Source organism: Bradyrhizobium sp. 76 (genome assembly GCF_023073025.1).
Taxonomy (GTDB): Bacteria; Pseudomonadota; Alphaproteobacteria; order Rhizobiales; family Xanthobacteraceae; genus Bradyrhizobium.
On sequence record NZ_JADPIS010000149.1, the window covers coordinates 819,774 to 843,808 of the forward strand.

General features: G+C 62.4%; 27 protein-coding genes and 2 pseudogenes. 17 read left to right on the forward strand and 12 right to left on the reverse strand.

Annotated elements, in window-relative coordinates; translation table 11 throughout:
- Positions 1-45 precede the first annotated feature (45 nt).
- Positions 46-858 (forward strand): pyridoxal kinase, encoded by an 813-nt coding sequence (gene pdxY, locus IVB48_RS39470; RefSeq protein WP_247408564.1) that lies wholly within the window; start codon positions 46-48, stop codon positions 856-858.
- 10 nt (positions 859-868) lie between these two features.
- Here pdxY and IVB48_RS39475 read toward each other — a convergent pair whose 3' ends face one another.
- Complete coding sequence (locus tag IVB48_RS39475) at positions 869-2,179, reverse strand: hypothetical protein (RefSeq protein WP_247408566.1); 1,311 nt, start codon at positions 2,177-2,179, stop codon at positions 869-871.
- Between the two features lie 333 nt (positions 2,180-2,512).
- Here IVB48_RS39475 and IVB48_RS39480 point away from each other — a divergent pair.
- The 5 genes and pseudogenes from IVB48_RS39480 to IVB48_RS39500 form a co-directional block, all read left to right on the forward strand.
- Positions 2,513-2,680, forward strand: a pseudogene (locus tag IVB48_RS39480) (Flp family type IVb pilin); the annotation flags it as partial.
- Positions 2,681-2,723: 43 nt separating this feature from the next.
- The gene (locus tag IVB48_RS39485) at positions 2,724-2,927 is read left to right on the forward strand and encodes a hypothetical protein (RefSeq protein ID WP_027569790.1); all 204 of its coding nucleotides are present in this window, start codon (positions 2,724-2,726) and stop codon (positions 2,925-2,927) included.
- Between the two features lie 171 nt (positions 2,928-3,098).
- Positions 3,099-3,353, forward strand: a complete 255-nt coding sequence (locus tag IVB48_RS39490) for a hypothetical protein (RefSeq protein WP_027569791.1) — start codon at positions 3,099-3,101, stop codon at positions 3,351-3,353.
- A 247-nt stretch (positions 3,354-3,600) separates the two neighbouring features.
- Positions 3,601-3,747: a hypothetical protein gene (locus IVB48_RS39495; RefSeq protein WP_018454523.1), complete on the forward strand. Its 147-nt coding sequence runs from the start codon at positions 3,601-3,603 to the stop codon at positions 3,745-3,747.
- A gap of 90 nt (positions 3,748-3,837) precedes the next feature.
- Positions 3,838-4,758, forward strand: coding sequence for a DMT family transporter (locus IVB48_RS39500; RefSeq protein ID WP_247408569.1), 921 nt, complete (start codon positions 3,838-3,840; stop codon positions 4,756-4,758).
- Positions 4,759-4,780: 22 nt separating this feature from the next.
- Here IVB48_RS39500 and IVB48_RS39505 read toward each other — a convergent pair whose 3' ends face one another.
- Together IVB48_RS39505 and IVB48_RS39510 are read right to left on the reverse strand one after the other, a co-directional pair.
- Entirely contained in the window at positions 4,781-4,966 is a 186-nt protein-coding gene (locus IVB48_RS39505) for a hypothetical protein (protein WP_247408571.1), read from the reverse strand.
- Between the two features lie 156 nt (positions 4,967-5,122).
- Complete coding sequence (locus tag IVB48_RS39510; RefSeq protein WP_027569793.1) at positions 5,123-5,473, reverse strand: zinc ribbon domain-containing protein YjdM; 351 nt, start codon at positions 5,471-5,473, stop codon at positions 5,123-5,125.
- Positions 5,474-5,673: 200 nt separating this feature from the next.
- On the opposite strand from IVB48_RS39510, the gene IVB48_RS39515 reads away from it, so the two are divergent.
- The 4 genes from IVB48_RS39515 to IVB48_RS39530 all read left to right on the forward strand — a co-directional run bounded on the left by IVB48_RS39515 (position 5,674) and on the right by IVB48_RS39530 (position 7,943).
- Entirely contained in the window at positions 5,674-6,210 is a 537-nt protein-coding gene (locus IVB48_RS39515; RefSeq protein ID WP_027569794.1) for a helix-turn-helix domain-containing protein, read from the forward strand.
- 248 nt (positions 6,211-6,458) lie between these two features.
- Positions 6,459-7,112 (forward strand): cell envelope biogenesis protein TolA, encoded by a 654-nt coding sequence (locus tag IVB48_RS39520; protein WP_247286265.1) that lies wholly within the window; start codon positions 6,459-6,461, stop codon positions 7,110-7,112.
- A 136-nt stretch (positions 7,113-7,248) separates the two neighbouring features.
- Positions 7,249-7,542, forward strand: coding sequence for a (2Fe-2S) ferredoxin domain-containing protein (locus tag IVB48_RS39525; protein WP_035962697.1), 294 nt, complete (start codon positions 7,249-7,251; stop codon positions 7,540-7,542).
- Positions 7,539-7,943 (forward strand): hypothetical protein, encoded by a 405-nt coding sequence (locus IVB48_RS39530; protein WP_247408573.1) that lies wholly within the window; start codon positions 7,539-7,541, stop codon positions 7,941-7,943. Before IVB48_RS39525 ends, IVB48_RS39530 begins: the two co-directional genes overlap by 4 nt.
- Before the next feature lie 12 nt (positions 7,944-7,955).
- On the opposite strand, the gene IVB48_RS39535 is transcribed toward IVB48_RS39530, so the two are convergent.
- Positions 7,956-8,753 carry a lytic transglycosylase domain-containing protein gene (locus tag IVB48_RS39535; protein ID WP_247408584.1) on the reverse strand — a complete coding sequence of 266 codons (798 nt, stop codon included), beginning with the start codon at positions 8,751-8,753 and terminating at the stop codon, positions 7,956-7,958.
- Between the two features lie 205 nt (positions 8,754-8,958).
- Between IVB48_RS39535 and IVB48_RS39540 the strand changes: the two genes are divergently transcribed.
- The 4 genes from IVB48_RS39540 to IVB48_RS39555 all read left to right on the forward strand — a co-directional run bounded on the left by IVB48_RS39540 (position 8,959) and on the right by IVB48_RS39555 (position 11,083).
- Entirely contained in the window at positions 8,959-9,966 is a 1,008-nt protein-coding gene (locus tag IVB48_RS39540) for an acyl-CoA desaturase (RefSeq protein ID WP_247286262.1), read from the forward strand.
- 320 nt (positions 9,967-10,286) lie between these two features.
- Positions 10,287-10,505 carry a hypothetical protein gene (locus IVB48_RS39545; protein ID WP_247361305.1) on the forward strand — a complete coding sequence of 73 codons (219 nt, stop codon included), beginning with the start codon at positions 10,287-10,289 and terminating at the stop codon, positions 10,503-10,505.
- Positions 10,499-10,717: a hypothetical protein gene (locus IVB48_RS39550; RefSeq protein WP_247286259.1), complete on the forward strand. Its 219-nt coding sequence runs from the start codon at positions 10,499-10,501 to the stop codon at positions 10,715-10,717. The genes IVB48_RS39545 and IVB48_RS39550 overlap by 7 nt, the downstream gene beginning before the upstream one ends.
- Before the next feature lie 138 nt (positions 10,718-10,855).
- Positions 10,856-11,083 (forward strand): hypothetical protein, encoded by a 228-nt coding sequence (locus IVB48_RS39555; protein WP_247286257.1) that lies wholly within the window; start codon positions 10,856-10,858, stop codon positions 11,081-11,083.
- Between the two features lie 74 nt (positions 11,084-11,157).
- Here IVB48_RS39555 and IVB48_RS39560 read toward each other — a convergent pair whose 3' ends face one another.
- Positions 11,158-12,225 (reverse strand): hypothetical protein, encoded by a 1,068-nt coding sequence (locus IVB48_RS39560; RefSeq protein ID WP_247408586.1) that lies wholly within the window; start codon positions 12,223-12,225, stop codon positions 11,158-11,160.
- 147 nt (positions 12,226-12,372) lie between these two features.
- Here IVB48_RS39560 and IVB48_RS39565 point away from each other — a divergent pair, with 147 nt between their 5' ends.
- Positions 12,373-12,735, forward strand: coding sequence for an HdeA/HdeB family chaperone (locus IVB48_RS39565; RefSeq protein WP_027569803.1), 363 nt, complete (start codon positions 12,373-12,375; stop codon positions 12,733-12,735).
- Between the two features lie 107 nt (positions 12,736-12,842).
- Complete coding sequence (locus IVB48_RS39570; RefSeq protein WP_247408588.1) at positions 12,843-13,406, forward strand: type 1 glutamine amidotransferase domain-containing protein; 564 nt, start codon at positions 12,843-12,845, stop codon at positions 13,404-13,406.
- A 189-nt stretch (positions 13,407-13,595) separates the two neighbouring features.
- Here IVB48_RS39570 and IVB48_RS39575 read toward each other — a convergent pair whose 3' ends face one another.
- The 6 genes and pseudogenes from IVB48_RS39575 to IVB48_RS39600 form a co-directional block, all read right to left on the reverse strand.
- Entirely contained in the window at positions 13,596-14,111 is a 516-nt protein-coding gene (locus IVB48_RS39575; RefSeq protein ID WP_247408590.1) for a ParB N-terminal domain-containing protein, read from the reverse strand.
- A 225-nt stretch (positions 14,112-14,336) separates the two neighbouring features.
- Positions 14,337-14,786 (reverse strand): annotated as a pseudogene (locus IVB48_RS39580) (hypothetical protein); the annotation flags it as partial.
- Between the two features lie 315 nt (positions 14,787-15,101).
- The gene (locus IVB48_RS39585; RefSeq protein WP_247408592.1) at positions 15,102-15,797 is read right to left on the reverse strand and encodes a hypothetical protein; all 696 of its coding nucleotides are present in this window, start codon (positions 15,795-15,797) and stop codon (positions 15,102-15,104) included.
- A gap of 128 nt (positions 15,798-15,925) precedes the next feature.
- Positions 15,926-16,531: a hypothetical protein gene (locus IVB48_RS39590; protein WP_247408594.1), complete on the reverse strand. Its 606-nt coding sequence runs from the start codon at positions 16,529-16,531 to the stop codon at positions 15,926-15,928.
- 76 nt (positions 16,532-16,607) lie between these two features.
- The gene (locus IVB48_RS39595) at positions 16,608-17,426 is read right to left on the reverse strand and encodes a hypothetical protein (RefSeq protein WP_247408596.1); all 819 of its coding nucleotides are present in this window, start codon (positions 17,424-17,426) and stop codon (positions 16,608-16,610) included.
- Between the two features lie 124 nt (positions 17,427-17,550).
- The gene (locus IVB48_RS39600; protein ID WP_247408598.1) at positions 17,551-21,318 is read right to left on the reverse strand and encodes a vitamin B12-dependent ribonucleotide reductase; all 3,768 of its coding nucleotides are present in this window, start codon (positions 21,316-21,318) and stop codon (positions 17,551-17,553) included.
- A gap of 778 nt (positions 21,319-22,096) precedes the next feature.
- Here IVB48_RS39600 and IVB48_RS39605 point away from each other — a divergent pair.
- A complete protein-coding gene (locus tag IVB48_RS39605; RefSeq protein WP_247408600.1) occupies positions 22,097-22,993 on the forward strand; it encodes a DMT family transporter in 897 nt (298 codons plus the stop codon).
- A 162-nt stretch (positions 22,994-23,155) separates the two neighbouring features.
- On the opposite strand, the gene IVB48_RS39610 is transcribed toward IVB48_RS39605, so the two are convergent.
- Positions 23,156-23,935: an outer membrane beta-barrel protein gene (locus tag IVB48_RS39610; RefSeq protein ID WP_247408602.1), complete on the reverse strand. Its 780-nt coding sequence runs from the start codon at positions 23,933-23,935 to the stop codon at positions 23,156-23,158.
- Positions 23,936-24,035: the final 100 nt, after the last annotated feature.

The window sequence follows — 24,035 nt, forward strand, 5'->3', positions numbered from 1 at the left end:
GGGCGACCCTTGCCCGCTTGACGATTACTCCTACGGACCTCCTTCATGCTCGTCATCTCCATTCAAAGCCAGGTGGTCCACGGCCATGTCGGCAACAGCGCCGCCGCCTATGCCATGCAGGCGGAAGGTGTGAATGTCGCGGCGGTGCCGACCACGTTGCTGTCGAACCATCCGCGCTATCCGACCCTGCGCGGGCGGGTGCTGGAGACCGAGCTCGTTGCAGACCTGCTGAGAGGCGTCGAGGAGCGCCATCTCGTCGACCAGGCCGCGGTCCTCGTCACCGGCTATCTCGGTTCGTCCGGCAATGCCGCTGTCATTGCCGATTTCGTCGAGCGGGCGCTGACACGCAATCCAAAGCTGATCTATCTCTGCGACCCCGTGATCGGTGACGATGGCCGCGTCTACGTCGCCGACGGCATCCTGGACGTGGTCCGGCACCGGCTGCTGCCGGCCGCCAATCTGACCACGCCGAACCAGTTCGAGCTCGGGCTGCTCGCAGGCCTCGACATCACAGATGCGCAGGGTCTGCGCGCGGCGTGCGCAGCGCTGGCCGGGACCGGCCACATCGACGTGGTCGCCACCGGTTGCACGCTCACTGATACGGCGGAAGGGCAGGTGGAAACGATTCTGTGCGCCGACGGTCAGTTGTCGCGCTTTGCGACGCCGCGCCTGCCGATCCGCCCCTCAGGCACCGGCGATCTTCTCACGGGCCTGATCGCGGCGCATCTGGCCAAGGGCACAGCGACCGAGGCGGCGGTACGGCTCGCGGTCGAAACCATCTTTGCAGTGCTGGTGCGGACACAGGAGGCGGGCACCGTCGAGATGCAGCTCGTGCCGCTGCCGACGCCGGGACGATAAGGTGTGATACTCAGGTCGCGCGTTTCGCGGCCGATTGCGCTGATTTCTGCGGCTTTGCCGGAACCTTCTGCTCGCGCGTCGCCTGTGCCTTCGCCTTTGGCGGCTTTGCGCTTGCCACGGCCCGCGCCTTCCTCGGCTTGACGCTGGCTTCCTTACGGTCCGACGTGCCTCGGCGCGAGACATATTCCGAACCGTCGACCGGGCCGACATGCGGCGGATCGCGGCCGAGATAGGGTCGGCCGATACCGAGCGCCTTGCCATTGGCATCGACCCACTTCCACAGCACCTCGGTCGAGACCCAGCGTTGCGCGCGGTTGTCGCCCTTGGTGCTGACGATGTCGGCCGCCATGCCGTGGCCGTAGCCGCCGCGCGTGCTGCCGCCGTGATAGGATCGGTCCGAGGCAGCCTTCAGGCCGCTCGCGATCGACTGGCGATAGTCGTCCCGAAACGCGCTGGTGATGCCCGGCGAAAGCCCGGCAGCCTCAGCCGCGAGCAACGTGCGAAACAGCTTTTTCTTGAAACTCTTGTCCATGCCGCCGATGACGTAGTCCATCATCGACATGCCGGCGCGGTCGGCCGCCTTCGGATCCTTCCAGCCAAAGTCCTCGTCGACCAGTTTCGTGAAGCTGCGCATCACGGTCACCATCTTGCCCTTGCGCTTGACGGTGACAGCGCGGCGATCCTCGACCTTGACGGAATCTTCCTTGGGCGTGCGCTGGTAGAGCGCCCAGAGATAACGGTCGATGCAGGCTTCGATGACGTAGCATTCGTCGAGCACCGCGGTCGTGTCCGCAGACGGCGAGGCCTTGCTCGCGGCAGGCGCAGGGCCGGTCGCGATCGTCGCGGGCGACAGTGCGTCCGTCGTCACGATCTCGGTGGGATCGGCCGAGGCGAGCTTAATCACGGGCTCCGGCGCGGGAGCCGGAGCCACCTCGCTGGCGACTGGAGTCGGCTCAGTTGAAATCTGCGGCACGAGCGGCGCTTCGGTCGGCAAGATCAGCAACGGGTCGGCCGAGGCGAGCTTGATGGCCGGAGCTGGCGCCTCGGGCGCTGCCGTTTCAGTGGTTACGATCGACGGTGTCGCAGCGATGGCGGCCGCGATGTCGGCGGTCAGGGCGACGCCGTCCTCGATGGCCCCAGCGTGCGGGATGTCCGCGAGGTCAAGCCGGCTGAGATCCTTCGCGCGCGAGACGGCGGAAGCATTCGCGCCGCTGTTCTCGATAAGGGCAGGGGCATAGGCGGACAAAGAGAGCGCCAGCCAGCCAGCGAGAACCGCCGAGGGGCAGGAGACCGCCACCAGAAGAGACCGCCGATCATTCATGATCCCTGCCTCCAAACGGTTCTGTCGAACCGCGTCTTCTCCGAACAGTCTTGACCAAACAGTCTTGCACGAAAAGGCACGCTACGCGTCGATTGTTCGGAGGACGGTGTGGCGGCGCAATGGCGCAATTCGGCGAAATGGGGCTTTTCGAGCGGGTGTTGCGCGCGGGCAACGCGGGTTCCATTGTGGTTTCAGGGGGCCGTAGTCGAAAGGGCCCGCAAATGCGGCATTCATTGTCATCAACTTGAGGCGACTGAATTTACTCAATCTTGGATTGTGGCTGTGCAAGTCTCCCGTGTCGGCGATTCCGGCAGAGTTGGGAAGGACACGCACATGAAACTGAAATGCAAATGGGCCGAATTCGCTGCCGATGAATCCGGCGCTACCGCGATCGAATACGGCCTAATCGCAGCCGGCATCGCGCTCGCGATCATCGAGATCATCTACGCCCTCGGCACCAACCTCGTCGCAAAGCTGCAATCGCTGGCGACGGTGCGGCGCCCGGCGCTTCGCAACCTTGGGCCGGCTGGCGCGTTAGGCGGCCATGACGCATTCGTCGCTTCGTCCCATGGACGCCTTCGATCCTTCCGAGCCCGCCATCCTGCACGACCAGCTCTCCGATACGATCATCACGTGGACCGCTGAGCAGGCTGACGATTTCAGGCGTGCCAGCCAGCCGGGACAGGACGGAACCGTGATCTGGAAGACCTACGTCTTCGACGGCTGGGGACACGTGCTCGGCGGCTGACCGCCGCTCATAAAAGTATCATGTCGCAGTCGGCGGTGATTCGGCCAAAGCCTTGTGCGCATTAAACATATTGCTATGCACCGGGCGCGTTGTTGCAATGCAGCAACGCATGTCGCAACGCAGCAAAATGAGCTTAGATGTGCTCCGAACCTTCCATCAGGAGCATCACCCATGAACAAGAAGACTCTGTCGATCGCCGCCGCCATTCTGACGATCGCGGGCAGCACCGCGGCTTTCGCCGCCGAGCTGCCGACTTATGAGGTCAACGGCTTTCCGGTCTCCCCGATGCAGGTGCGCGTGCTCGGTGCAGCGCATGTCGAGCAGCAGGCCTCGGCGCCCACTACTGTCGCTTCGGTCCACCAGACCCGCGTTCTGTCGCCGCGCAAGGTGAAGACGGCTGACGTCACGACGGGCAGCGCCCGCTGATCTGGGGACGCCACAAGCCAACATCAAGCCAACGTGATGCAGGCTCGTTTTCTCCGAGCCTGCCTGGACCGCGTTCCCTTTCGGGAGCGCGGTCTTTTTTTTGGCGCAGCGAGTCATGATCACGTGCGGTTGTGTACGGCCGTTCAAAGCGAGTGTGATCTCTTTAATAGTTGCTTTGCAGATCGCGGCGCTTGATGCGGGCGCCGCTTATTGAGCAGCCAAGAATCATTTTCATAATGGAGTAGTCATGCCTGTTGCACAGAAAGCCGTTGTTGCAAGCGTCTCGCCGCGCGCGTTCATTCTCAAGCATCTCGCCTTGTTCGCAGCCGCCGCGCTGTTCGTGTTCGTTCTGAGCCTGACCTATGGGCTCGATCTCAGCCCCGGGTTTTTCTGAGAGAAGGCGCGCTGGCGTCTCTCGCTTGCGTGCCAGCCTTGCAGGCACATGGGTTGAGCCATGGCCTCTGTCGGCGTACCGCTTTGTCCCATGGATCAGCGGACGAGCGGCGCCGACGCTCTCATTCGGAAGAACGATCAGGCGCCGGCGCTTGTCGGCGTGCTCTGCGGCCTTGCCGCGGCGGTGTTCTGGGCGCTCGGCTTTGCCGGCACGCGGCACGGGCTCAAGGTCGGCTTCACGCCGGTCGATCTGCTCGTGCATCGCTATGTCTGGTCCGGCATCGCGTTCCTGCCGCTGGTGATACGCGGCGGAATCTCCGATCTCTGCGGCATCGGCTGGGGCAGGGGCCTTGCGCTGATGGTGCTCGGCGGCCCCGTGATGTCGCTGATCTCCTACACCGGTTTTCTGTTCGTGCCGCTCGGCCATGGCAGCGTGATCCAGCCCTCCTGCGCGACGCTCGGCGGCCTGCTGCTCGCGGCCTTGTTTCTGAAAGAGCATGTCTCCGCGTCGCGCATCGCTGGCGCCCTCGTCATCGTCGCCGGGCTCGGCGTGATCGGCGCGGAATCGATCGGTCATATCGGCGTCGATGGCGTGCTGGGCGATCTCACCTTCGTGCTGACCGGATTGATGTTCGCAGGTTTCGGCGCGCTGGTGCGCCACTGGCGTGTCTCCGCCGTGTCGGCTGCGCTCGTCATCAACGTGCTGTCGCTGCTGCTGCTGCCGATCTACCTCATGACCGGCGGCCTCGCGCGGATCGCGGCGATCGGTATCGGTGAGAACGCCATCCAGGCGCTGGCGCAGGGCGTGCTTGCAGGCCCGGCTGCGCTTTATCTGTTCGCCGTCTCGGTCCAACGCCTCGGCGTTGCCCGCGCCGCCGTTGTCCCCGCCTGCGTGCCGGCGCTGACGGTGCTCACCGGCTGGCTCCTGCTCGGCGAGCCGCCGACACTATTGCAGACGGCGGGATTGGTGACGGTGCTGTGCGGATTCTATCTGGCGCAGAGGCAGCGATAGACCGCAAGCCTCCGCACGGCGCTTACCATTCGATGGTGGTGAACTTGACGCCGCGGCCGGTCAGCTCCCGCCCGAGCCGCTCGGCGCGCTCGCTGGCGGATTTGCCGAGCAGCCGATACCTGCCTCCGAGCGCCTTGTCGGCGGCAACCTGATGCCGGATGTTTTCGTACAATCGCAAGACGGCCTGATCGCTCAGATTGTCGAACATGTCATCGGTCGGGTTTGGTTTGGTCGCGTCGCTTGTTGGCGGTCCTCGCAGAGCGGCCTCCCAAGTCTTGTTCGTACGGATGTCGGCTCATGGGTAGCGGTCCGGCGCAGCAACGTATGTCCACTTCTGAACATTGCGACATGCGGCCGCCTCGGCTTACGCCTTCCTTACGAACTCCGATTTCAAATTCATCGCGCCGATGCCGTCGATCTTGCAGGCGATGTTGTGGCCGTCGGTCGCGTCCTGCAGGCGGATGTTGCGGACCTTGGTGCCGCCCTTGACGACGGAGGAGGAGCCCTTGACCTTGAGATCCTTCATCACGATGACGCTGTCGCCATCAGTTAGCGCATTGCCGTTGGCATCGCGCACGCCGGCCTCCTGCGCGGCGTCCGCGGCGGCCTCCGCCGTGCCGCTCCATTCATGGCCGCATTCCGGGCAGACCCAGAGGCCGCGATCCTGATATGCGTGCTCGGAGTTGCAGGTCGGACATTTCATCGCGTCGGTCATCGTTTGCCTCGTCGCCCGTCACGGGCGCGCCGCACGCTTTCCGCCGGAAAAGATGGATTGGGAGCAAATCCTTTACCATGGCTTTCAGTCCTGGTCGAACCCCTGGAAATTTAGGAGTTCGGGAAAAATTCTGCGGTATCGAGGTCCGGAATTTGTGGCTGCGCCGGTTCGACGTCGCGGCGGAAGGGAGTGTTCTGGTCATGAGCGAGCATCGCGCCGCAGTCAGACATCACACGCTGCGCACCGGCATTGTCGAATTCGACAACGGCACCGGCAAGATCATCAGCGCGCCCTGCACGATCCGCGATGTCTCGGGCACCGGCGCGCGCCTTGGCCTCAACGCCTCGCTCTGGGTCGCCGAGCAGTTCACGCTGGTCTTCAGCAGCGGACTGCGCAAGGACTGCCGCGTCGCCTGGCGCAAGGGCCGGCTGATCGGCAGCGCATTCGCGGACGGCTATGCGAGCGCGGACGAGCAGGCCGTGATGATGACCGCGGACGAGCAGTCCCGCCACCGGCTCGGGATCGGTGCGCGCCTCAGGGCTGCGCGCGAAAAACGCGGCTACACGCAAGGCCAGCTCGCCGAACTCATCGGCGCCACGCCGGCCTTCGTCTCGCTGGCCGAGCAGGGCCTGGCGGACATTCCGCTGTACCAGCTGATGCACATCGCCGATCTGCTGATGGTCGGTCTCGACGGGCTCGTCGCAGGGCCGGCGCCCGAGGACGTGGACGCGGCGTAGGCGGCACCGCCTCAAAACAAAAACGTCGAAAACAACCCCATGCACAGTAGAAATCCCGAGGGATTTCAGCGTGTTGAAAATCCGAAAAAGCGGTGGTGTTGAGCCGTAGCACGGATGGAGCGCAGCGGGCTACGGGCCTCGCACCGACTTCGGCGATACCGAATCGAATTTGACTCGTCGGGCAAAACAGGGGCAGTATGGCATGATGGCGCCGCTGGAAGCTGGTGGCTCGCCAGCTGCGGAGCGACATGCCGAAGACACCAAAAAGAAAACTGAAGACCTACCAGACCTCGCTCGGCTTCTACGACCAGGCGATCGCCGCGCCCTCGATGAAGGCGGCGCTGGACGCCTGGGGCGCCAGGTCCAATCTGTTTCATCAGGGCGCCGCGAAGGAGACCGACGATCCCGACATCGTCGCGGCGACGATGGAGAAGCCGGGCGTGGTGCTCCGGCGTCCGGTGGGGTCGGACGGGGCGTTCACCGAGCATTCCGAGTTGCCGACAGATCTCGCTGACGACGAGGCCACGCCGAAGCGCAAGGCCAAGTCCAAAGTAAAGTCCAAGCCGGAAAAGCGTCCGTTAAAGGCTGCAAAGCAACCAGCCCGCAAGATCGACGATCAACAGGCGCGCAAGGCCGCCGCGGCGTTCGAGAAGGAAGAGCGGCGGCGGGAAGCCGAGCGCCGCAAGGAGGAGGCCGCTCGCGCCAAGGAGCGCGCGCGCCGCGACAAGGCGGTTGCGAGCGCGCAGGCGGCGCTGGACGAGGCAAAGCGGGAGCACGAATCTCGGGCGGAGGCAATCGAAGCCGAGCGCGCTGCACTCGACGAACGCGCCGAAGCGGAGCAGAGCCGGTGGGACAAGCAGAGGATGAAGCTGGCGGAGGCTGTGCGTCGCGCGCGGGAGTAAATGCCCGGCCATGCGCGCCGCGTCGTCGTCCTTGGCGGCGAGGTCGCGGTTCCATGCCTATATGGACTGACGTCCCACATAGGTTGCCATGTCTGAAAAGCCGTCGATTTCTAAAAGCCCCAATTCTGCAAGCCCAATGATCGTGCGCTCGCGCCGCGCGGCGCCTGTCCTGGTTTGCCGCAAGTGCCTCAAGCGCAGCGACGACGGCCGCGACGTCAGGCGTGCGCTGAAATCCGAACTGAAGGCGAACAAGCGCGACGGCACCAAGCCGGCCAAGCTGATCGTGACCGGATGCTTCGGCCTGTGCCCGAAGCAATCGATCGTGATCGCGAGCGGCGCCAGCCTGGCGCGGCAGGAATATGTGCTGGTTGCGGACCGCGATCAGGTGCCGCGAGCGCTCGCGCTGTTGGATGGCAAGCCCGGCGCATGATGGTCGGTCTGCGCTGCGCCGAAACGGCGGAGCGGCCGGCGTCGGTCATTCCGGCAAAGCTTGATCGCAAATTCGCTTGCCTTGCCTGGCGTCCTTTTGCACTCTGGCGGCAAGGAGACCAACGCATGAAGATCATGACTGTCGCGTGTGCGCTCGGAACCGCCCTGGTGCTGTGTAATCTCGGGATATCGGATGCCGAAGCCCGGGTGCGGAAGGCCCGAGTGGTGGATGAACAACGGCTGAGGGTGGATGTTCCGGTGCTCCGGCCGACGCCGTGGGATTACAATATCGTTCCACGGTATCGTTACCGCCCTGAAGACGACCGGGTCGATCCCTACGGCCCGCCGCTGGTGTCGTCGTATGTCCGCTACGAGGGCTGGCGGTGGCCGTATTGGTGGTGAAGGGCGACGTTCCTAACCGCCGTCATCCGCCGCAAGCCGCACAAACTGCCGCTTCATCGCGTTGACCCTGGCGACATAGCTCGCGACGAGGTGATCGCCGCAGCGCTCGTCGGCGCTCATCGCAAACTTGCGGCGCGCATAGGCCGTGGCGGGGCCGGCGCCGCAGAGATGGATGAAGGCGGCGAGATCCTGTCTCTCGCGCGCGCTCGCCTTCACATCGCCCGCGCGGGCGAGAACATCGGCGACATTACGGTCCAGATACACCGATGCGAGTTCGATGGCGTGGCTCGGGATCGCGCGGACATAGAGGAAGGGAGACCCGCAAGCATTCTCCGTGACTGCGTTGCCACGAACGCAGAACCGCGCGGCGTCGGCATAGGCTGCGTCCAGCATCTGGAAGAGGCCGACGGCGCTGGAGGCGGGCCGGTAGATCGCGAGCGGATTGAAACTCCATCGCCAGCGCCAGTAGGTGCGCGCGAGCGGATTGCCCGATGTCTCGACCTGCGCCAGCGCGGCCAGCAATTCGGGCGTGATCGTCGCGGTGGCATGCTTGCGGAATAGCGGCCCGTATTGCCGCCAGGTCTCCGGTGGATCCTTGTCGAGCGCGTGGCCGACAAGGACGAACAGCTCGGTCGGCTTGCGCATGGTTTGATAGGCGATGTTCACGAGCACGACGACCGCAAGCAGCATCGCCACGCCGCCCGCGATCCGGACCATCCGCGGTGCGCGCGCGAAGGTCTTTCGCATCCATCGTGCGCGTCGCCTGAGCTTGCGAAGGCGAGAGAGGAGGGGCTTGCTTCGTCCTGGCATCGGTCTTCTGGGAGTGCATTGCGGAGGCTTTGCACCTGGTTAACGCTGCCACCAGGCCTTGAAATCCGGCTTCTTTTCGCTCCGGTCGCGTCCTTTCAAGCCGCCGGTCCGTACTCCCACGGCAGTTCGCATCCTTGATGGAAATAACCCGAGGTTGTACTGTGCGCCGCAACAGGGTTAATTTTGTGTGAATGGATCGGCTGGAATGACCGTAATCGAAAGCGTGGTGTCGGCGGAAGGCGCGGAGCGGAAAATGCCGCCGGGCGTGCTGGTCGAAGGGCCGGTGGTCGAGGCCAAGTTTCGCGACTCCTACATCTCTTTCGTCATCATGATCGGCGGTTCGATCGCGGCGCTGGTCTGGGCGTTCTGGCAAGGCATCGGCTGGGTGGAGGTTTCGGTCTTCGCCGGCACGTTCGCGCTGTCCACGGTCGGGATCGGCTTCATGCATCGCTACTTCGTCCACCGCAGCTTTCGCTGCGGTCCAGTGATGCGGACGCTGTTCGCGGCCATCGCCACCATGGCGGTGCAGGGCTCGATCCTGAAATGGGTGAGCAATCATCGCCGGCATCATCTGCACTCCGACAAGCCCGGCGACGTCCACAGCCCTTACTATGACGGCGACGGCAACCCCTATGTCACATTCGCCAAGGGGATGATGCATGCGCAAGGCGGCTGGGTGTGGGACCAGGCCACCACCGATGCCGGATACTACGCCAAGGATATCCTGGCCGATCCGATCGCGATGTTCTTCACCAGGACACGCTGGTACTGGTACGCGCTCTCGGCGGTGATCATTCCGGGCGCGATCGGCTACGCCTTCGGCGGCGTGCACACGATGACCGGCTGCATCCTGTTCTCCGGCCTGTTCCGCAGCTACCTCATGACCATGGCCACCTCGATGGTCAATTCGGTCTGCCACAGCGACGGCCGCTACGGCTACCGCCGCTTCGATCTCGACGACGGCACCACCAACGAGTTCGTGACCACGATCCTCACCTTCGGTGAAGGCCTCCACAACAACCATCACCGGTTTCCGCGCGACGCCTACATTTCGCACGCCTGGTACGAGATCGATATCAACGGCCTGATCATTCTCGGGCTGGGGAAGCTCGGATTGGTGCACGACATTTTCGCGGCGGGAAGCAGGGCTGTTCGCTCTGGAGACTCGGAGGACGGAAAGCGTCCAGTGGCAGATACCGAAGCGATGGTCTGAAGCAGGTAGGATGGGTCAAGCGGAAGCGAAGCCCATCAATTGCCATTATGACGCGATGGGTTTCGCAAGTGCTCTACCCATCCCACGTGCGTGAGGCGCGGGCCAAAACCGCATCTATCCCGCGTTGGCTTGGACGCCATCGGTGAAATCCAAACATAAGTTGTGTTCGGAGGGAACTCTGGCCCAAGGGAGCCGTTGAGCCTGTGATCCCCGAGCGTAGCGAGATCGAACCTCCGATCCTCGCCTGAACAAGACCGCAGTCGCCTTGTGAGAGCGGCTCGGCGCGAAGCGTCCTCCGTGCGTATCAACCGGAAACCTTCATGAACAGCCCCGATGTTCGCAATGCCATTCAGATCGACCGCGGCTCCAGCCTGGCGATCTGCAATGAAATAGGCGACCGCCTGCGGATCAAGCTTGGCGGCGAGCACGACCCATTGCCGCGACATCTAGCGGCCCTGGTCGACCGGATCGCGCATATCAGCAGCCATTCGAACCAAGCGACGCCCGTGATGACCTCCAGATCGGATCCAGCATGTTAGACTTTTCGAATGCATCTTTTACGCCTGAAACCATCGGCGTCATGAAAACCGCGCTGGACACGGCGGTTGCGTCACTGCCGGCCCCGGTCAGCTCTGCGCATGTTCGCTCGATCGCGGAAACAATCCTTCGCACGGCGAAGGAGGGCGAGCGAGACCCCGCTGTCCTGGAGCGCATGGCGTTGATGGAGCTTCAGATCTCGCCGCGTGATTGATGCCGGCTCGCCAGCTTGTGTGCTGGCGCAGACTTGCTCGCGTTGATTGCCGTGCCCGGATGCCTCGATGGAACTCTGGGGCCGCGGAAGCATTCACATCTGCAGCCGCGATCACGCGGCTCCTGGAGAATCCCCAACATGATACGTCATTTGTTGATCGGCGTTGCCGCGTGCGCAATCGCGGCAATGTCGACACTATCCGCTTCTGCCATGCCCCGGGTTGCGGCGGAGACGCTGGTCGCTGGCTCCGACAGTCCGGTGATTCTCGCGCGCGGCGGTCATGGACACGGCCACGGTCACATGGGACGTGGCGGCCACGGTCATCACTATGGCTGGAGCAGGGGCCGTCATCGCGGCTGGCGCTAAACGCAATCCGACTCAACATCCGGGGCCGCCTTCGATCGGCGGCTCCGTAAAGTCGGCTCATTCGCCCAGCGGGCTCACCAATCCGGATCGCCGTAATAGGGATCGACCATATAGGGCGGGGGCATCCAGGGCCCTCGCGACGGCCTGGGCCGCCGAGGTGCGGCCGCTTGAGCGTGCGGCCGTGCAGGCGCAGCGGTCTCGTTGTTCATCACGCTCCGCGCGGCCGGCTTCCCGGATGCAGGTGCGGATGCGGGTGAAGTCGTCAGCTCCTTTTGCAGCGTCTGGACCTGTGCGGCGAGGCGCGCATTGGCCGCCGCATCCTTCTCCTGCGCCGCCTTGAGCTGTTGAATGGTGTCGGCCTGCTCGCGCAGCGTCTGCTCGCTGCGGCTTTTCAGTTGCTCGAGCTTTCCGTTGATGTTCGCGAGCTCGCTGCTGATGGTCTTGAGCGATTGCGCGAGATCAGACGACGACGGATCAGGCGTTGTGGCGCCGGTTCTTGAGGCGTCGGATCTCGAGGCATCGGGTCTTGAAGCGTCAAATCCTGCATTGCTCTCCGTGTCCTTGGCGACCGGCGGCGCTGGCACCGTGCCGGGCTCATCCGCGGCAGCCAGTTGCACGGCCCGCGGTGGCGCCGGACTTTCGACAGCGGAGGCTTGCGGAGGCGCCTTCGCGACCGGCGGAGCCCATCGCGCCATGATCGACCTGCCGATCGACCTGGCCTCATCGCGATATTGCGAAGCGAAGGCGACACCGAGAATGCCGATTGCCAGCACGAGGCCGATCAGAGCGCGCAGCATGGGACGATCTCCCATCAGGCCTTGATCGCGAACTTGGCTGTCCGGCGCCGGCGCCGCTGCCTTGGGAAGCTCGTCCTTGGGAGGCTCCTCCTTGGGAATCTCGTCTTTGGGAGGCTGGACAGCCTCCGCGGCGGCGCTTGCTCGCGGGGCCCGTGGGCTTTCGCTGCTGTGTTCCATTCCGGAAACCAGCCGGTCCAGCCGCGCAAGGTCTTGCTCCGCGCTCTTGATCCGGTCGTAAGCCCGCGCCAGCCCGCCATCGGCGCGCCCCACGTCCGGCTTGGGGGCCTCAGGTTTGGGCGCGTCTGCCTTGTGGTCGTCAGGCTTGGGGTCGTTCGTCTCGGGCACCGATGCGCTCTCGATCCAGTCGGGCGTCAATGGGAGTGCGGCAGTTCAATCGGAACGATAGGTCTCGCCGCTGTCCCACACAACGCGCGTGCGAAGGAGAAATTATGGCGGGCTCGGAGGAGGGCGGGTCGCGGGGTAGCGGGCCCCTTGATCTGGATCAAGCAGGCAGCGCCCGACCGCCTCCAGCGTGCAGGCATTCATCGGAAGGAAAACATGGTTCAGACAAGAGTGATCGTCCTTGGTGCCTTCGCCGCCCTGCTGCTGGCCGTGCCGGCCAAGGCCCAGGTGCTGGTCGATGTTTCCAAGATCAGCTGCGACCAGTACATCACCCAGCGCATTACCCACATGCAGACCGTGAACGTCTGGCTGGCCGGGTTCTACGCCGGCCGCCGCAACAATCCCGTTGTGGACACGCAAGCGCTGAACAAGAACGGCAACAAGCTCTCGCGCTTCTGCGAGTCGCATCGCGAGATGCCGCTGCTGGATGCGGTCGAGGCCAATACGAAGTAGCGCCTCGCTCGTCCACCCGACGAGCTCTTGCCGTAATGTTGGGCTTGGGAACCAAATGCAAAATCATTCGATTGATGAGCATCACCCCACGATCAACGGAGACACGGATGGAACTGTCCGGGAAAAAGATTGCGATTCTTGCGACCAACGGCTTCGAGCAATCGGAGCTCGAAGTGCCGCGTGATACCCTCAAGGCGGCCGGAGCGACCGTCGAGATCATTTCGCTGCAGCCCGGCGAGATCAAGGGCTGGGACGAGAAGGACTGGGGCCGCCCCGTCAAGGTCGACAAGACCCTCGATCAGGCCGAGGCCGGCGATTATGACGCGCTGGTGTTGCCCGGCGGCCAGATCAACCCTGATCTCCTGCGCGTCGAGCCCAAGGCGCTGGCCTTCATCAAGAGCATCTTCGATGCCAAGAAGGTCGTTGCCGCGGTCTGCCATGCGCCCTGGCTGCTGGTCGAGACCGGCATCGCGCAGGGCCGCAGGATGACGTCCTACAAATCGATCAAGACCGACATCGCCAATGCCGGGGCGAAGTGGGAGGATTCCGAGGTCGTCGTCGACCAGGGCATCATCACCTCGCGCAACCCCGGTGACCTCAAGGCCTTCAGCGCCAAGATCATTGAAGAGGTGAAGGAAGGCCGCCACACCCAGCGCAGCAACGCGGCGTAAGGGTGTTGGCGGTGCGCGAGGCGATGCCATCCAACCCCGGTTCACGTGGCGTGATCGAACTGAAATTGGCTCGTAGCTCGTAGGGTAGGTTAGCCGAAGGCGTACCCCCCACGACTTGCCGGAGAAAACAAAAGAGGTGGGTTACGCTTCGCTAACCCACCTTACGCGCCAGAATTCTGGAGCCAGCAATCAATAGCGGCTGCCGCTGCCCTTTTGCTGCGTGATCCAGTCCGACAATGTTTTCGGTCTGGATTTCTCGGTCCGGCCCGGTGGTGCCTTTGAATGGTCGCGGGTGCCTCTGGTCGAACGGGTGCGCGGCGCATCCGTTGCGTGGACGCTCCTAAAGGCAGGCGTCGATGCCTCAGCGGCTTCCTTCTCCAGGCGCAACTGCTTCAACCGCGCCATCTTGAGGCGCTCTGCCTCGACTTCGGGTCGTTCGGCGAGCCCTGGCTTGTGTTGAGCAAGCTCGGCCGGGACCAAGACACCGAGAATGGTCGTCTCGCCGAGCGCCTTGCAGGCTTCGAGCCGATGCAGTCCATCGACCAGAACGAGGCGGTCTCCGTCGAGCCGAACGGAAATGGGGGCCTGTTGTCCGATCTCCAGCATGCTTTCCGCGATCTCCCCGACGACCTCGGGCTTGAGGGCTTTCTTGATTTTCGTGGGAACGAAAATCTTCTCGATCGGGAAGCTTTCCGATTTGGGCATAACTCGACTCCGCTTTTACCGGGCCCGTCGGAACCCATGCCGGTGTGTCGGGAGTTTAGGAGGGAAGGGCTCTACCGCAAAGGCAATTCGGAGGAAGGGTATTGATGAGCATCGAAGTCGGAAACAAATTGGACTATCCAGATAGTGCACTCAATTGATAGGACGCACCAAACGCGAGCTGAAGCCGCAGATCGGGAGGATGGGCGAGTGAATTTGGTGCACTGTCACCGCAATTTCCTCATCGCGATAGTGCGAAGCGAAGGCGGCACCGAGAATGCCGATCGCCAGCACGAGGCTGATCAATGCGCGCAGCATGGGCCGATCTCCCTTCAGGCCTTGATCGCGAGGCTTGCTATCCGGTGCCGGTGCCTTGTCCGTGGGAGTCTTGTCCTCAGGAGTCTTGTCCTCAGGAGTCTTGTCCTCAGGAGTCTTGTCCTTGGGAGTCTTGGCTGCCTCCGCACCGGCGCTTGCTCGCGAGGCCCGCGGGCCTTCGCTGCCGCGTTCCATTCCGGAAACCAGCCGGTCCAGCCGCGCAAGGTCTTCTTCTGCGCTCTTGATCTGGGTGTAGGCCCGCGCCAGCCCGCCATCGGCGCGCACCGCGTCCGGCTTGGCGGCGTCAGGCTTCTGGTCAACAGGCTTCTGGTGATCAGGTTTGGGGTCGTTCGCTTCGGGCACCGATGCGCACTCGATCCAGTCGGGCGTCAATGGGAGTGCGGCAGTCCGATCGCTGGAACGATAGGCCTCGCCACTGTCCAACACAACGCGCGTGCGAAGGAGAAATTATGGCGGGCTCGCGGGTAGGGCGGATCGAGGTCCGACACCGAACTGTAGCTCCCAGCCCGGATGAGCGACTTGTCCGCCGTAGCTCGCAGAGCGAAGGCGGAACGATATCCGGGACCCTGCCGCCGAAACTGCAACGATCCGTCCCTGACAGTTTAGTGCACTGTCGTTGTAATCGTAGTTCCACTCACCTGCGGATTTCGCACCATCCTACGAGCCTCGACTGCGCAACAGCCTGCAGCGAGCTATAAGCAGTTTTGCGCTGCGATCAAATGAGTTGATATGGTCCACGCGCACACCAAAGAAATTGAGGCTGTCCTCCGCAAATGTAAATTTGAAAATCGAATAGGGCTCCATTGGCAGGCCCGACTCAGCAACTGGAACGAAATATCGATTTGTACTTGTCCGCTTGGTTTTCGTGCCTCCGTGTACAAACGCGCCCGTGCCAAAATCAAATGCAAGCTCGACGATAGGGGGCTGGTCTGGTTCGTGAATAAACTGCGAAAGAGTAATGCGGGTTCGACTCAAATCGGGCCCTCGCTCCCAGTACGCGCCCAGCCTCAAAGTCACACTCTCAATGCTGACGCCGTCGTCGGGGATTCGAAAATCGGACAGTTCATTAGTTAGAAGGGGTGGTGCTGATGACTTGTCTCCCGTCGCGGCCGAGCCGCTCATATTTGATCCTAGTAGGTCGAGCTTTTTCGATAGTCGATGGTTGAAGAACCAAATGACGCACACGGTAGTTATTGCGGGAAAAATGATGATCGGCCATATCTTCAGAAGGCCTGCAGCCCCCTGTTGCACGGGAAGTTGCGGTAACGCCACGTAGATACCTAAGAATAGCGCTACAAAGGCGATCACCGCTTGTATAATCTGGCCCCGATTAGCAAACCACTTTCCTGCCATCGATCCTCACATATCGCTCCCGCTAGCTCGTGCGCTGCGAATCCGCCATTTTGAACTGAGCAACTGACAATTATCGCTTCGCATCAGACATCCTACAAACTGTCGCCGCGGGTCCGCGCTCATCTGGGTTATGCTTGCTGCTCCGGGGTGCGACGAGGCACTGTCTTAAGCCTTTCTGGCAAAGGTGGTCTATCAGGAAGCACCACCGTCTCTTTGCGGCCGTCTGGAAAGATGAGTGTACCGCGGCCAATAAGCCAGAGATTGAGGTCGGATCCGAACGACCAATAATCGCGAATCGAGTCTGCGATCCCCCTAATTTCTGGCAAGCTCAGGTGGACAAAACTCCAAACGTTGGGCTTGCTTCGAGACCCTTTCCCGAAAGTCAGATGAGATTGCTCAGGGTTGTTCAAGATGGAATGAGAGTGCGCGAGAAAATTTCTATTCCATTCCAGAGATTCGAACCCTTTCAGGAAGTGCAGCACAGATTCTCGTGCAATTTCATCTTCTTCTTTCGCCTGTGCAGATTCTCGTATCAGATCGCAAGTATTGCAATTTGAGAGAAGTCCGAAAATTCTTTGGGCGGCCGCAGGGTCTGCTACGACGTACTTCATGAAGAACGTCAGCAGCACGAATTCTAGGTGATTGTATGCAGAAGTGATCACGCCTAGTGCATGAAGGTGATCAAACTGTCCGATGTGCCAGTTGGGATCAGGCCAATCGGCTTTGCTGGTCATGCAAGAAACTTCCAAGTATTGATTGCTTGGCTTGCGGATATCGCTGCGCTCATCCGGGCTACGGTTGCAATCGAGATCAGGCGCCGTCGATTGGTGGATCTATTCCAATCACAAAACCTCCACCATCGATAACGATCCTCATGAGAATTCCCTCAATGGATATGCCGGAAAGACGGTGTGCGAAGGGACCAGTTTCGAGGCGCGTTTTTATGAATACGTCAGACTGCCCCTCGCGGCGGCGGTGGTCCACTTCGTTCTTTACTTGTCTTATCACTTCTTGCCGTTCACTAACGATTAGCTCTTCCGGTGAGGGCGGCGTAAACCTCGTCAGAGAACTCTCCAAGAAAATCATTCGCTCTTGCATGTCCGCCAGAACTCGCTCTCGGGGATCTTCACTTCGCCGCATCCGAAAACTGGCATTTGCTTGGGTAATAGGATTGCTGACTTTGTAGTCAGCGGCCCTTATCGCTTTGGCTGCGTCTGCAAGGCGGCTTCGGGCAATTTCAGTGCTGTGCCAATCCATCAAATCAACGAAGATCGTTCGATGAGAAATGTTGTCAAATGGTAAAGCTGTGCCCAGCTTGGCCATATGTATCGTTGGTTTCTCTGTTGAGTGCCTAATCCCCAACTCATAAAAGGCATTGGGATTTAGATCAGTAAGATCGGCAACCACGAGATCAGAGTTTATTATGTCGCTTACGACGCGATCGCCGATCATGCCGGGATCAGCATCCTCGTCGGCGCGCTTGACTTTGTAGTTGAAATCCCCGGATTCAAGTACATGCCTTATTACTGAATGCAGAAGCAAGTCAGCGTGTTTTCTCTCGGACGTGCCATCCCTGCCGATCGGGCCGATAACAAAACATAGGGGAGGCTGCGTTGGCTTTTCGGGCAAAGGGTTTCTCCTAAAAAGCCAAACTTAGATGGCACGTCTTGTGGTTGTAAATGAAAAAGGCGGACTCGCGGCCGCCTTTCCCTCAATGCATACTCAGGTCAAGCTCGGTCGCGACCTAGCCCCCTCACGAACACCCCGTCGTGCTGCCGCAAGTATCGCACTTCATACACGTCCCATTCCGCACCAGCGTGAAGTTGCCGCACTCGCCGCACATCTCGCCTTCGTAGCCCTTGGCCTTGGCTTCCGCGCGGCGCTCGGCCTTGCTGGGGACTGCGACTTGCGCGCTGCCGGACTTGCTCCACTGCAGGGCCTCCAGCTTCTCGGTGGGCGAGAGGTCGTGTTGGACTTCCTGCTTCAGCGCGACCGCGCCTTCCAGGACGTCGCCGGCGCGGCCTGACGCACCGTGCGAGGCGAGCGAGGTGACCTTGCTGCCGCCTGATGGTGCGCTGTCGTTGCCCTGCGCGACCGCGGTCGAGCCGCCGCGCATCACCACGAGGTTGTCGGTGCGGGAGCGGGTGAGGCCGCGCGACACCAGCTTGGAGGCGCGCTGGCCGTGATCGTCGGGCTCCTTGCCTTCCTCGACGCCCTTGCCGAGCACGTCGAACCCGGTCTCGCTGGGATCGACATGGGCGAGGTCGAAGCGGCTGAGATAGCTCACCGCCAGCTCGCGGAAGACGTAGTCGAGGATCGAGGTCGCGTATTTGATGCTGTCGTTGCCCTGCACGGGGCCCGCCGGCTCGAAGCGGGTGAAGGTGAAGGCGTCGACATATTCGTCGAGCGGCACGCCGTACTGGAGGCCCAGCGACACCGCGATGGCGAAGTTGTTGATGAAGGAGCGAAGTGCGGCGCCTTCCTTGTGCATGTCGATGAAGATCTCGCCGATGCGGCCGTCGTCATATTCGCCGGTGCGCAAATAGACCTTATGTCCGCCGACGACCGCCTTCTGGGTGTAGCCCTTGCGACGATCCGGCATCTTCTCGCGCTCGCGCATCACGATGATGCGCTCGACCAGCTTCTCGACGATCTTTTCCGAGACCTGGGCGGTGCGTGCCGCCATCGGCTTGTCGTAGAGATGCTCGATCGCATCGTCCTCGTCCTCATCGTCGGCGATGAGCTGCGAGTTGAGCGGCTGGCTGAGCTTGGAGCCGTCGCGATAGAGCGCGTTGGCCTTGAGCGCCAGCTTCCACGACAGCATGTAGGCGGACTTGCAGTCCTCCACAGTCGCGTCGTTCGGCATGTTGATGGTCTTGGAGATCGCACCCGAGATGAAGGGCTGCGCCGCCGACATCATGCGGATGTGGCTCTCGACCGACAGATAGCGCTTGCCGACCTTGCCGCAAGGGTTGGCGCAGTCGAACACCGGATAGTGCTCGGCCTTGAGGTGCGGGGCACCTTCCACCGTCATCGCGCCGCAGATGTGGACGTTGGCCGCCTCGATCTCGCGCTTGGTAAAGCCCACGGCCTGGAGCAGGTCGAAGCCGGGGGTCGCGATCGCCTCGGCGCCGATGCCGAGCTGGTCGCGGATGAAGTCCTCGCCGAAGGTCCATTTATTGAAGGCGAACTTGATGTCGAAGGCGGTCGGCAGCGCCTTCTCGACCTTGGCGATGGCCTCGTCGGTGAAGCCCTTGGCCTTCAGCGTCGAGGCGTTGATGCCGGGCGCGTTGGAGAGCGAGCCGTGGCCGACGGCGTAGGCCTCGATCTCCGCGATCTCGCTCTCGCGATAGCCCAGCGCGCGAAGCGCTGCGGGGACCGCGCGGTTGATGATCTTGAAGTAGCCGCCGCCGGCGAGCTTCTTGAATTTCACCAGCGCGAAATCAGGCTCGATGCCGGTGGTGTCGCAATCCATGACCAGGCCGATCGTGCCGGTCGGCGCGATCACCGTGGTCTGGGCGTTGCGATAGCCGTGCTTTTCGCCGAGCTCGAGCGCCGCATCCCAGGCCGCTTGCGCATGCGTGACGAGGTCGGTCTGCGGGCAGGACACCAGGTCCATGGGCACCGGGTTGACGCTCAGCGCCTCGTAGCCGTTGGACTGGCCATGGGCGGCGCGGCGGTGGTTGCGGATCACGCGCAGCATGTGCGCGGCGTTCTTCTTGTAGCCGGGGAAGGTGCCGAGCTCGGACGCCATCTCGGCCGAGGTCTTGTAGGTGATGCCGGTCATGATCGCGGTCAGCGCGCCCGCGATGGCGCGGCCTTCCTTGGAGTCATAAGACAGGCCCATGGTCATCAGGAGGCCGCCGATATTGGCATAGCCGAGGCCGAGCGTACGGAACTCGTAGGAGAGCTCGGCGATCGACTTCGACGGGAACTGCGCCATCATCACCGAGATTTCGAGCACGACGGTCCAGAGCCGGCAGAGGTGCTCGTAGCCCTCGACGTCGAAGCGCTTGGAGGGGATGTCGTAGAACGTCAGCAGGTTCGCCGAGGCGAGGTTGCACGCCGTGTCGTCCAGGAACATGTATTCCGAGCACGGATTGGAGGCGCGGATGTCGCCGGACGCCTTGCAGGTGTGCCAGTCGTTCATGGTGGTGTTGAAGTGCAGGCCCGGGTCGGCCGACGCCCAGGCGGCGTAACCGATTTTTTCCCAGAGGTCGCGCGCCTTCAGGGTCTTGGTGATCTTCTTGGTGGTGCGTCCGACGAGATTCCAGTCGCCGTCGGTCTCGACCGCGCGCAGGAAGTCGTCCTTGAGCGAGACCGAGTTGTTGGAGTTCTGGCCGGACACCGTGAGATAGGCTTCCGAATCCCAGTCGGTGTCGTAGACGTCGAACTGGATGTCCTTGTAGCCTTGCTTGGCGAACTGGATGACGCGCTTGATGTAATTGTCGGGCACGAGCGAGCGACGGGCCAGCTTGATCTCGCGGCGCAGCGCCGGGTTCTTCTCGGGATCGAAGCAATCGTCGCCCGAGCCTTCGCAATTGACGCAGGCCTTGAGCACGGCCTTGAGGTGCTTCTGGTTGATCTTGGATCCGGTGACGAGAGCCGCGACCTTCTGCTCCTCCTTCACCTTCCAGTCGATATAGGTCTCGATGTCGGGGTGATCGACGTCGACGACGACCATCTTGGCCGCGCGGCGCGTGGTGCCGCCCGACTTGATCGCGCCCGCGGCGCGGTCGCCGATCTTGAGGAAACTCATCAGGCCGGACGAGCGGCCGCCGCCGGAGAGGCGTTCGCCTTCGCCGCGCAGGCGCGAGAAGTTGGAGCCGGTGCCGGAGCCGTATTTGAACAGGCGGGCTTCGCGGACCCAGAGGTCCATGATGCCGCCCTCGTTGACGAGGTCGTCACCGACGCCCTGGATGAAGCAGGCGTGCGGCTGCGGATGCTCGTAGGAGGATTTCGACCGGGTCAGCTTGCCGGTGAAGGGGTCGACGTAATAATGGCCCTGGCCGGGGCCGTCGATGCCATAGGCCCAATGAAGCCCGGTGTTGAACCATTGCGGCGAGTTCGGCGCGACCATCTGCATGGTCAGCATGTAGCGGAGCTCGTCGTAGAAGGTCTGGGCGTCTTCGTCGGAGGAGAAGTAATTGCCCTTCCAGCCCCAATAGGTCCAGCAGCCGGCGAGACGGTCGAACACCTGCTTGGCCGAGAGCTCGCTGACATAGCGCTCTTTCTCGGGCAGGAGGGCGAGCGCCTCGGTGTCGGGCACGGAGCGCCACAGGAAGGAGGGAACGGACTCTTCCTCGACCTTCTTCAGGCGCGCGGCAACGCCGGCCTTGCGGAAGTACTTCTGGGCCAGGACGTCGGAGGCGACCTGCGACCACGTGGTCGGCACCTCGACGTTCTCGAGCTTGAACACGACAGAGCCGTCGGGATTCCTGATCTCCGACGTGGTCAGCCGGAAATCGATGCCGGCGTAAGGTGACTGTCCCGAAGTGGTGTGGCGCCGCTCAATCCGCATGGTCTTGCCCCGTCCTATCTTTGACCGGACCGCCTCCGTTCAGGCGTGCCGGGTCATCATTTCATTTCGCGGTGCTTGAGGGCGGTCGGGCCCCTTGGCAACGCAGCTCAGCCGGTAGACCCGGCCCATTTTCTCCCGACGCGATTCCTCGATGCGCGCACCGATCATCCGCCGGCACGTCCAGACCCATCCGCCCCAAAGGGATGAGCCCGACATGCGTTCAACGCCCCACACATCAAGTCTTCAACCACTGCACGTCTTCAACCATTGCCATCCGGGCCTGTTTCCAGCCCGTTCAGGCGCCCGAAAGGTCCGCTCTCGCCGGGCAGACAAGCCCGTATCCCGCTGCCCTTGTCTGGCTTGGCGGAGTGCTGTTTTGCAGACCCTTTGGGGGAGTGCCGGCGGGACGCAAACACACTCGCGCCGAACGGATCGAAAACTAGGACTCTCCGTTACGCCCGTCAAGAACTAGTGCGAGTTCCTGAATCAAATACTAAATATGGTGGATTGTGGGGGATAACAGGGGGCAGGCCCGCGCCTGTTGTTGAGCCAAGTATCAGTGAGTCCTCAGGGATTCCCAACCGAAAAAATTTGCATCTTGTGGTGCCACGGAGGCTTCACCCCGCTGTTCACAGGGCAGGTATATTTTTGAATCGCGGGCTTGCCTCCGGGGGACTCACGTAGGGCTACGGAAGGTGAGGGCAGGCATGCCCGCCGGGGTGGTGGTGGGAGGCGCGAATCCGCGCCAAGCTCCGTCAAATTTTGCCGGACTACCCACATGCTTGATTCGACTCGGCCGGTGCTGCGACCGCGCATCGCCCCGGCCGGCCTGATGTTCCTCGCCATCACCTCGGTAGGCTGGGGCTTCAACTGGCCGGTGACGAAATTCCTGCTCTCCGAGCTGCCGCCGCTGACCTTGCGCGGGGTCACCGGCGTGCTGGGCGCCGTGCTGCTGGCGGCGCTGGCGCTGATCCGCGCTGACAGCCTCAGTGTCCCGCGCGCGATCTGGCCGCGGCTCGTCACCGCGGCGCTCCTCAACGTCACCGGCTGGATGGTGCTGATGGGCCTGGCGCTGCTGTGGCTGCCGGCGAGCGAAGCGGCGCTGATCGCCTACACCATGCCGGTCTGGGCCTCGCTGATCGCCTGGCCGGTGCTGGGCGAGCGGCCGACCTTGTTGCGGACCATCGCACTGGTGATGGCCTTTGCTGGCCTTGCCTCGATCATGGGCGGCAACGGCTTTGCCGCCACCGCGGACAAGCTGCCGGGCATCATCATGGCGCTGTGCGGCGCGATCGGCTTCGCCGCCGGCACGGTGTTTTCGAAGAAGTACCCCATCCGCCTGCCGCCGATCACGGCCGCCGCCTGGCAGATCGGGATCGGCTGCCTGCCGATCACCATCATCGGCCTTGCCGTCGAGACCACGCATCTGGAGTTGGTGACGCCGGTCGGATGGTGGCTGCTGGTCTATTCGACCGTGGTGCAGTTCTGCATCGCCTATGTCAGCTGGTTCGCGGCCCTTGCGCGCTTGCCGGCCTCCGTCGCCGCGATCGGGACCATGGCGGTGCCGGTGATCGGCGTCGTGGCGTCGGCGATCGCGCTCCACGAGCCGCTGGGAGCAGGGCAGATCGCCGCACTGGTGTTCACGCTGGCGGCGGTGGTGCTGGCGACGCGGTAGAGCGAGTCCTCATGAAGCGGCTGGCCGCCTGATGTCCGCTTTACCGCCATCATCGGCCGGAGAGCGGAAGGCTTCCGAGGTCGCGGATGGACCGATCGGCGACATGCTGAGCACACAAAAAAGCCCCGGAGGATGCCGGGGCTTTCGCAGTGCTCTTAAGGATCAGTACCTGGCGACGACCGGACCGCCGAAGTTGAACTTGTAGTTTACGCCGACCGTCGCGGTAGACACCTCCAGCCGAGTCGAGATGACTTCGGAGGGAAGTCCCGCCACGAAGCCACTGCCGGTAACGGCCGAGATGTGCTGAACGTCTCGACGGCCGAAGTCCATATAATTGTACTCGGCAAAAGCCGACCAGCCCGGAGCGAACATCCACTCGAGACCGCCACCCACTGTCCAACCAGAACGGTTCACACCCAGAGCCGTTTCGGAAAGAGCTCCGCTGGGCTGCACGACGATATTGTCCTGCCGGGTCCAAGCGCCACCGCCCTTGATATAGCCAAGCAGCTGCGGAACGAATAAATAGCCGACGCGGCCCGTGACAGTCCAAACGTCTTTGGTCTCGTTAACGGAGGTAAAGGTCGGGAACGCTGGCAAAGCGTGCGAGCTGCCGATGCGAGCATAATCGTACATGCCTTGGATGCCGACCACCCAATTTCCAGCAAATTGGTAATCGCATCCGATCTGACCGCCGCCAATGACCTGGCTGTTATCGCTAGAACCATAGTCCGCCGGAAACAGTACACCGAGTCGCGACATTCGGGTTTGATCAGTCCGGGCCCAACCACCGCCGACGTTGCCGCCAACATAGCAACCCGTCCAGTTATAGACCGTGACAGGTGCGGGGGGTGGAGCCTTCGCATAACGAGGAGCCATATCTGCGGCGATAGCTGATCCGGTGAATGCTGCTATAGCGGCGATAGAGATCACGATCTTTTTCATGTCCACTCTCCCATGGCGCATCCGAAATCGTGGCCCGAAAGTAGCGCTATTCTGGCAAATTACTGTCCCCGGAAAGCCACACTCGCCTGTTGTCGCGACG

Excerpts from the sequence above, each read along its gene's own strand:
- IVB48_RS39495 (WP_018454523.1), top strand. The coding sequence starts at position 3,601 with ATGCCTGTTGCACAGAAAGCCGTTGTTGCAAGCGTCTCGCCGCGCGCG.
- IVB48_RS39525 (WP_035962697.1), top strand. The coding sequence starts at position 7,249 with ATGATCGTGCGCTCGCGCCGCGCGGCGCCTGTCCTGGTTTGCCGCAAG.
- IVB48_RS39575 (WP_247408590.1), bottom strand. The coding sequence starts at position 14,111 with ATGCCCAAATCGGAAAGCTTCCCGATCGAGAAGATTTTCGTTCCCACG.
- IVB48_RS39510 (WP_027569793.1), bottom strand. The coding sequence starts at position 5,473 with ATGACCGACGCGATGAAATGTCCGACCTGCAACTCCGAGCACGCATAT.
- IVB48_RS39585 (WP_247408592.1), bottom strand. The coding sequence starts at position 15,797 with ATGGCAGGAAAGTGGTTTGCTAATCGGGGCCAGATTATACAAGCGGTG.
- IVB48_RS39515 (WP_027569794.1), top strand. The coding sequence starts at position 5,674 with ATGAGCGAGCATCGCGCCGCAGTCAGACATCACACGCTGCGCACCGGC.
- IVB48_RS39535 (WP_247408584.1), bottom strand. The coding sequence starts at position 8,753 with ATGCCAGGACGAAGCAAGCCCCTCCTCTCTCGCCTTCGCAAGCTCAGG.
- IVB48_RS39550 (WP_247286259.1), top strand. The coding sequence starts at position 10,499 with ATGTTAGACTTTTCGAATGCATCTTTTACGCCTGAAACCATCGGCGTC.
- IVB48_RS39475 (WP_247408566.1), bottom strand. The coding sequence starts at position 2,179 with ATGAATGATCGGCGGTCTCTTCTGGTGGCGGTCTCCTGCCCCTCGGCG.
- IVB48_RS39590 (WP_247408594.1), bottom strand. The coding sequence starts at position 16,531 with ATGACCAGCAAAGCCGATTGGCCTGATCCCAACTGGCACATCGGACAG.
- IVB48_RS39605 (WP_247408600.1), top strand. The coding sequence starts at position 22,097 with ATGCTTGATTCGACTCGGCCGGTGCTGCGACCGCGCATCGCCCCGGCC.
- IVB48_RS39505 (WP_247408571.1), bottom strand. The coding sequence starts at position 4,966 with ATGTTCGACAATCTGAGCGATCAGGCCGTCTTGCGATTGTACGAAAAC.
- IVB48_RS39555 (WP_247286257.1), top strand. The coding sequence starts at position 10,856 with ATGATACGTCATTTGTTGATCGGCGTTGCCGCGTGCGCAATCGCGGCA.
- IVB48_RS39485 (WP_027569790.1), top strand. The coding sequence starts at position 2,724 with ATGACGCATTCGTCGCTTCGTCCCATGGACGCCTTCGATCCTTCCGAG.
- IVB48_RS39610 (WP_247408602.1), bottom strand. The coding sequence starts at position 23,935 with ATGAAAAAGATCGTGATCTCTATCGCCGCTATAGCAGCATTCACCGGA.
- pdxY (WP_247408564.1), top strand. The coding sequence starts at position 46 with ATGCTCGTCATCTCCATTCAAAGCCAGGTGGTCCACGGCCATGTCGGC.
- IVB48_RS39490 (WP_027569791.1), top strand. The coding sequence starts at position 3,099 with ATGAACAAGAAGACTCTGTCGATCGCCGCCGCCATTCTGACGATCGCG.
- IVB48_RS39600 (WP_247408598.1), bottom strand. The coding sequence starts at position 21,318 with ATGCGGATTGAGCGGCGCCACACCACTTCGGGACAGTCACCTTACGCC.
- IVB48_RS39500 (WP_247408569.1), top strand. The coding sequence starts at position 3,838 with ATGGATCAGCGGACGAGCGGCGCCGACGCTCTCATTCGGAAGAACGAT.
- IVB48_RS39570 (WP_247408588.1), top strand. The coding sequence starts at position 12,843 with ATGGAACTGTCCGGGAAAAAGATTGCGATTCTTGCGACCAACGGCTTC.
- IVB48_RS39520 (WP_247286265.1), top strand. The coding sequence starts at position 6,459 with ATGCCGAAGACACCAAAAAGAAAACTGAAGACCTACCAGACCTCGCTC.
- IVB48_RS39540 (WP_247286262.1), top strand. The coding sequence starts at position 8,959 with ATGACCGTAATCGAAAGCGTGGTGTCGGCGGAAGGCGCGGAGCGGAAA.
- IVB48_RS39545 (WP_247361305.1), top strand. The coding sequence starts at position 10,287 with ATGAACAGCCCCGATGTTCGCAATGCCATTCAGATCGACCGCGGCTCC.
- IVB48_RS39530 (WP_247408573.1), top strand. The coding sequence starts at position 7,539 with ATGATGGTCGGTCTGCGCTGCGCCGAAACGGCGGAGCGGCCGGCGTCG.